Origin of the sequence: Streptococcus sp. DD11 (genome assembly GCF_001578865.1) — a bacterium.
In the GTDB taxonomy this organism is placed as follows: domain Bacteria; phylum Bacillota; class Bacilli; order Lactobacillales; family Streptococcaceae; genus Streptococcus; species Streptococcus panodentis.
The window spans coordinates 245,936-252,749 of sequence record NZ_KQ969396.1; the positions used below are offsets into that span (position 1 = coordinate 245,936).

General features: G+C 48.0%; 6 protein-coding genes. All 6 read right to left on the bottom strand.

Features of this window, described 5'->3' with window-relative positions:
• Nucleotides 1-1,399: oxidoreductase (locus tag STRDD11_RS10575; RefSeq protein WP_128837338.1), on the bottom strand; the 1,399-nt coding region annotated here is incomplete at its 3' end.
• A 71-nt stretch (nucleotides 1,400-1,470) separates the two neighbouring features.
• Nucleotides 1,471-2,229: a type I 3-dehydroquinate dehydratase gene (gene aroD / locus STRDD11_RS10580; RefSeq protein WP_128837258.1), complete on the bottom strand. Its 759-nt coding sequence runs from the start codon at nucleotides 2,227-2,229 to the stop codon at nucleotides 1,471-1,473.
• Between the two features lie 9 nt (nucleotides 2,230-2,238).
• The gene (locus tag STRDD11_RS10585; protein ID WP_128837259.1) at nucleotides 2,239-3,444 is read right to left on the bottom strand and encodes an MFS transporter; all 1,206 of its coding nucleotides are present in this window, start codon (nucleotides 3,442-3,444) and stop codon (nucleotides 2,239-2,241) included.
• Nucleotides 3,445-3,470: 26 nt separating this feature from the next.
• Nucleotides 3,471-4,346 carry a shikimate dehydrogenase gene (locus tag STRDD11_RS10590; RefSeq protein WP_128837260.1) on the bottom strand — a complete coding sequence of 292 codons (876 nt, stop codon included), beginning with the start codon at nucleotides 4,344-4,346 and terminating at the stop codon, nucleotides 3,471-3,473.
• 24 nt (nucleotides 4,347-4,370) lie between these two features.
• The gene (locus tag STRDD11_RS10595; protein ID WP_128837261.1) at nucleotides 4,371-5,576 is read right to left on the bottom strand and encodes an MFS transporter; all 1,206 of its coding nucleotides are present in this window, start codon (nucleotides 5,574-5,576) and stop codon (nucleotides 4,371-4,373) included.
• A gap of 837 nt (nucleotides 5,577-6,413) precedes the next feature.
• Nucleotides 6,414-6,814, bottom strand: a 401-nt coding sequence (locus STRDD11_RS14650) for a PD-(D/E)XK nuclease family protein (RefSeq protein ID WP_241209417.1), incomplete at its 5' end; no start/stop codon positions are given.

A 6,814-nucleotide genomic window follows, 5' to 3' on the forward strand; every position in this document is an offset into this window, starting at 1 on the left:
CCACTACTCCCTGACTGGTCGTTGAGGCTCCGGAAACTGCATCAACATTGAGGGTTTGGAAATCAATAATCTGCTGCGGCAGGCGTTCAAAGACCATGTCAGACAGGCCTTCGGATTCGCCTGTGCTGTCAATTTCAATACCGGTGATTTTATGTTTGCTGAAGGTAACCACCATCGGCAGATCACTATTATGCCCCTTGGCAGCTACATGGTACTGGCCTTCCTTGAACTCCAGCTCTTTTCCCATGAGCTCAATCAGCCGCTCGGCTTTCTTCATTTCCGCATCAGCATCCTTGACCAGCTGGAAGCTCTCATCCATAAATTTCCAAAGCGGGGTCGGAATGACTAGATTTTTCCGGTCATGGATATCAGCAAATCCCTTGACTTTACGGCCGTCTCTGACGGCTTCAACCCAGTTGGGCTCCACTAGGAATCCCTTGGCAACAGCCACTAAATCATAGCCCAGCTCAAGAGCCTCTTCGGCATCGGTCTTTTGCAGAATGCCCCCAACACCGATAATCGGAATTTGGGCCAGAGCTTCATTGCGGCCAGCCAAGAACTTAGTAATCAGCATCTCAGGATCATCTGGCTGTACAATGGAATTGCGGGTGTAAATACCCATAGAAAAATGGAAATAATCCAGTCCCAGCTCTGCCAGGCGATTGAGCAGATAGAGGGTATCCTCAAAGCGAATGCCCGGCTCCTCCAGCTCCTCCGGAGAAAAGCGGTAGCCCAAAATGAAGTCCTCAGCGCCTTCTTCAGCAATGACCTTCTTAGCTGCCTCCAGAACGGCCAGCGGGAATTTCGCCCGCTTCTCAATCGTTCCGCCCCAGGCATCGGAGCGCCGGTTGGAATGAGGCGAGAAAAACTGCTGAATCAGATAGGTGTTGGCACCGTGCAGCTCTACCCCGTCAAAACCGGCCCGAATAGCCCGTCGGACTCCGTCCGCAAAAGCTTCTATCATATCCAAGATTTCCCGGTGGGTCATCTCCTCAGGAATAGGTGCATTAGGCCGCAGCGCTGCTACACTGCTTGCTGAAATGGGAAGACAGCCCTTGTTCATTTCCGGAAAGGCCATGCGGCCGGCATGATAGATTTGAATAAGGGCTTTAGAACCCTTGGACCGGATAGCCTCTGCCAGACGGGTCAGGCCTTCGATCTTGTCATCTGTGTCAATCCCGATGGCACCGAAAAAGCCGCGGCCCTTGTCTTCCACAAAGGCGCTTTCAACAATGACAGCCCCGGCCTGTCCTGATCGATGGGCGTAATACTCAATCAGCTCATCGGTCAGATTGCCGTCATAATAGGCTGACTCTGTCGTCATAGGGGCCATGAGGATTCTGTTTTTGAGACTGGCTCCTGAGGGCAATGCAACCCTGTCAAATAAATGTTTTGTCATCTCTTTTATCCTTGTATTTTTTCGTCTATAAAAGGTCCTAGTATATGCGCTTGGCCAGGACCTTATCAGATTTAGGCTTCCAGCTTCAGCGTATCCAGAATCTCTCTCAGGACTGACACCGGCACCTGACCGGGAGCCGAAGCTTTTTTGGCTGCACCGAAGGTTGCAGCTGAGCCAAATACTTCTCCGCTGACCCGACTGACCATACCCAAGGCTCCCATTGACATGGTAATCAGAGGCCGGGTCGCCTTGGCTTTCATCTCTGCCGTTGCATGAAGCAGGGTCAAAACATCCTGATTGGAATTTGGCATGACTGCAATCTTACAAATATCCGCATGCTTTTCTTCCATCAGACTGAGACGGCGGACGATTTCTTCCTGACTAGGTGTCGCGTCAAAGTCGTGGTTGCACATGACAATTTTGACACCTTTTTGATGTGCCAATTCAATCGTTTCCTGCACAGGCTGATCAGGCATAAACAGTTCCACATCTAACAGGTCTGCCGCGCCATGATGAAGCACTTCTCGGTAAATGTCGAAGTAGGATTGGTCAGAAAGTTCCAGCTCACCGCCCTCTTTTTTAGTACGGAAAGTGACCAGAAGAGGTTTTTGAATCGCTGCTTTAACCTTGTGGGAAAGAGCCGCTGCTTGGCTAGCTTCTTCCACTTTTTCGTAAAAATCAATGCGCCATTCAATCAAATCGCAGTCTAGCTCTTTCGCCTGAGCTGCTGCTTCTAAAATTTCATCTTCTGTCCGTCCAACGATTGGTACGATAATTTTCGGCCGTCCCTCACCCAGAGTGACATTGCCAACAGTAACAGTTGCTGTCATAAGATTCTCCTATTTTTTAGAGGTATCAACGGTTTGATGATAACGAATATAAACGATAATAGCAATGACAAAACCAATAGCTGCAAAGACGGTATCAAGCAACATCACATTGTGCACACTTGTCTTTTCAGTCATAGCAATGAGATTTGGCACTGCATAAGAAGCAATGGAACCAAAGGTATAGAAAATACCTGTAATGGTCCCCTTACCAGCTGGGAACATTTCCCCCATAACAGTCAAGCCAAGCTGCATAACGCCGCCAGCCGCAAAGAATCCAACAGCTGCCGTACCGACTTGAACCACAAATGGGCTTGGGAACAGCCACATAGAAGCGATAGAAACTAAGGACATGAAAGTATAAACCAAAACAAGATTGACTGACCGCAATTTCAATCCAACAATAGCTGTGAAGGCCACACAAAGGAGAGAGCCTGTTGAATAGCTAGAAAGCAGCAATTTAGAAGCCGCTTCTGTCATGCCTGCCGCTTTTTGACCATAAACAGAGATATACTGAGAAATCAAATAGAAGGTTGCTTGTGAAATAAAACCATAAATGATGAAGGCCACACCTTCCAACCAGATTTTTGGTTGGGATTTAAAAGTCACCGCTGAAACGACAGCTTCTTTTGCTTCACCCTTTTCGGCATCTTCCTTAGCGTCAGCATCAGGAAATGGCAGCTTCCAGATAAGGAACATATTCAAGAAAAGTACAACTGCCGCAATCCAAAAAGCTAATTGCCAAAAGCCCATAGCAGAAGCTGCAATGATGATAAATGGCAGGATAAATTGTCCAATCTGAACAGCTGCTTTAATCAAAACATTGGCTGTCCCTGCTTGTTCTGGAAATGATTCCATAAGTGCCGGATAAGTTCCTGAATCAAGGAAAGAATTGGCAATCCCCGCCAAAACTGTCAAGATCATGGCCACTAAGGTGTTGGGGCTGTAAATCAGTCCCAAGAAATACAGAATGTAAGTCGCCGCTCCCAACATAACAAATGGCTTACGGCCAAACATATCAGACAAACGGCCAGAAATGAGAATGGCAATCAAACGGCCAATCCCAAGCATCGACACAACATTCATAACAGCAGCCGCATCGGCTCCCCACTGGAGACCTAGCTGATCTCTATGCTGTGAAATAATGACAACCCCAATCCCATGAATAATATAGTTGAGGTAGAGAGATAGAGCGGTCGGTAAATAACGGTTTTTCATACATATTCCCCTTCTAATGGTCCTGTTTATTTAAAGAGCACAGACTTAACATAGTCAACCGGCATTTCTTCTCCGGTGATCAAGTGGAAGGCTTCTGCTCCCTGATAGAGCATCATGCCCAGACCATTGAAGGCAATCTTGGCCCCATTTTCCCGTGCAAATTTGAGCAGTTTGGTCTCAGCCGGAGCATAGACCACATCCATAATGGCCAAATCAGGGCGGATGACCTCTGGGTCATTAATCAAAGAAATGTCTTCCTGCGGCTTCATACCGGCACTGGTCGCATCGATATAGACTGAGGATTCAGCGATGGATTTCTTGAAGGCTGCCTGATCTTCCAGCGGAGTCAGGCTGGCCTTGCAGTCGGTATTTTCCAAAATTTTCTTGACCGTTTCTTGGCCATTGGCGTAAAACTCATCATCACGGTTAAAGATGCGCAGTTCTTTGACACCGTCCAAGGCTGCCTGAATGGCAATGGCTGTGCCGGCGCCGCCGCAGCCGGTCAGGGTCACAATCCGGTCCTTGATGTCTACTCCTTCTTCGGCCAGAGCTCTCATAGCACCGGTTCCGTCGGTGACGTGTCCAATCAAATAGCCGCTTTCGTCCTTATTGACCACCGTATTGACTGCGCCGACCAGCTTAGCAGCAGGGGACAGCTCATCCAGCAGGGGAATGATGGCCTGCTTATTAGGCATAGAAACATTGGAACCCTGAATCTTCAGTGAGCGGATGCCCTGCACAGCACCGGCTAAGTCTTCATTGCCGACTTCAAAAGCCAGATAGGCATAGTCCATGCCTTTTTGGGCAAAGGATTCATTCCACATGGTTGGTGAAAGACTGTGGCGGATAGGGGTCGCAATCAAGCTGACCAAGAGCGTATGACCGTTTAAACGTTCTGACATAAGAGATACCTCATTTCTTAAATGTTAAATAGTGACGTTTTCTTTGGAAAAGACCTTTTCATAGCGGTATTTGACAAGCAAGATGGCCAAAAAACCGACAAGGGCCAAAAAGAAATCGTAGGCAAAGACTTGATAAATGGACCGCTCAGCCATGAGCCCAGTCAGATAAGGTGTGACCATAACGGAGATGGCTGTGGTGAGCGAGTAGAAACTGGTGACCATCCCCTTGCTCTGGGGGAAGAATTCCAGCAAAAGTGCCAGCCCCAGCTGCCAGATCCCGCCGGCCGCAAAGACTCCGACTGTCAGACTGGCCAGGACAATAGACTGGAGCGAGGGGAATAGGAGCATACCACCTAAGGACAAAGCTGTAGCCAGCAGACAGATCAGGATCAGTTTGGCAATATTTGCCTTTCTTTTAACGATAAAGGATGTTAAAAATACCGAGACAAAGGAGGCGATACTGTAGATGCTGACAAAGAGCAGACTGTCTTCATTTTTGATGGATAAAACCTGCTCAGAAAAGCTGGGAATCCAGAGGATAAAGACATTGAAAAGGGAGACCGACACAAAGGAAAACAGCATGAGTGCCGCTCCTTCTGCTCCTATCTTTGCCCGAGGAAGCTGGCTCCTGATTGGTTTCTTTTCCGCCAAATCCTGCCTATCCGGATAGGCAAAGCGCCTTAAAAAGAAAAGGTTGAGCAGCAGTCCCAGAGCACACATCAGAAAGGTCCAGCCGAAATAAAGATGCTGCTGTATGGTCCAGCGGGTGATAAAAGGAAAAATAAACTGTCCAATGGAAATGAAAGCCTTATTCAGCACACTTAAGGCACTGTTATCATTTTCCGACGGAAAGGACTCTACGACAATTGGATAGGTGCTGGTATCCAAGAAGGCATTTCCGACTCCTGCCAGCAAGGCAACCAGAAAAGCTGGCAGATAGTGGTTTGTCCATACGATTCCAAAGAAAAAAAGGCAGTAGGCAATGACGCCAATCAAGACCGTCTGCTTTCTGCTGAAACGGTCTGAAAACCAGCCCGAGAAATTCAGGCTGATAATCCGGCCTAAACCAATCGCACTGATGACCAAGGTCACTTGGCTGAGACTGGCCGACCACTGCTTTTGAAAGAGAGCCAGATTCTGCGAAATGGCAATAGCTGCAATCCCTTGAAATAAGTAATTGATATACAAACTGCCAATGAGCGGAAGATAGGTTTGATTACTTTTTTGCATATACTCCTTTCGTCAGCTGCATCATAACTGAAAAACAATGTGAAAGGAAAATCATCAATGAATCATTCTGCCGCTAGCTGCAGGGCGGCGAATATCCGATGGCATCAAGACTTTTCCTTTGTTTTTCAGTTTCTGTTTCATATGTGATTTTCATCACAAGGTGTAATGTTTACGGTTACAGTATACCATATTTAGCTGACTAAGTCTATTTTTTCTGAAAATATCATCAAGAGTGCGGAGACAAAAATCGCGGAAACAGAGTCCGCGATTTTGTCAGCGAGTCTTCGTTTCCAGTTGCCAGCCTGAGCTTGTGAATACAGTCAAATAAAGCAGCGGCCTGTAAGAGTTGATGGGTCAACAAATGATACTCTTTGAAAATCTCTTCAAACCGTGTCAGCGTCGCCTTACCGTACTTCTCAGAAGCTCCATCCACCACCTCAAAACTTCCACCAGAGCTTTTGAGCAGCTAGCTTCCTACTGCGCTGATGATTTTCATTGAGATGACAAGCCGCTCAGCAGGGGTTGATGGTGCTATAGCTCCTAATGAACTGCGCAGAGGAAATGCTGGCTGACGAAAGTCAGCAGAAATACTCCCAAGCCCTGCGGCTTGCAATCAAACGATAGAAAAGACAAAGCTGGGTACTTTCGTCCCAGCTTCTGCTTTTCTGTGAACCGACCAGTCTTTGCACATCAACATGATACTTCCTTTTGAGTGCAGCAAAGGCGCTGCTTTGAGGCGGCAGATAAAGCTCCTGCAAGGAAGCGTCAGCCTCGGCTTGAGTCGGCCGACGGTCGGTTTTGATTTTCGAAGGGCCTGACTGACTAAGAGAAAGGGCACTACTCCGCCTTGACCACCAGCAGCTCTTCGCCGCCCAGCAGAACCAGGTATTTCTCAATCGCAGAAATCCCATAAGAGCGGCTGAGCGCTTCAGCATAGAGGGTCAGCTGGCTGCGGTAGCGCTCTGTCAGTTCGGAAGGATGCCGGAATTTGTCAGTCTTGTAGTCAAAGAGGACAATGCGGTCAGCAAAGAGCAGGTAGCCGTCCAAGATACCGCGGACGACAAATTTCTGGCCGCTGGCATCATCTGTTTTCAGCATGGCAAATGGCGCTTCTCGGCGAAGCTTGTCCTTATGCTGGATGAGGAGCTTACCCAAGTCGCTGTCAAAGAAAGCAGCAATCTTATCCAGATTGACCTGCTGCTTGACTGCATCATCTGCCTGCACCTGTGACAGGGCCT

Coding starts and splice junctions, on each gene's coding strand:
- aroD (WP_128837258.1), bottom strand. CDS start 2,229: ATGACAGCAACTGTTACTGTTGGCAATGTCACTCTGGGTGAGGGACGG.
- STRDD11_RS10595 (WP_128837261.1), bottom strand. CDS start 5,576: ATGCAAAAAAGTAATCAAACCTATCTTCCGCTCATTGGCAGTTTGTAT.
- STRDD11_RS10585 (WP_128837259.1), bottom strand. CDS start 3,444: ATGAAAAACCGTTATTTACCGACCGCTCTATCTCTCTACCTCAACTAT.
- STRDD11_RS10590 (WP_128837260.1), bottom strand. CDS start 4,346: ATGTCAGAACGTTTAAACGGTCATACGCTCTTGGTCAGCTTGATTGCG.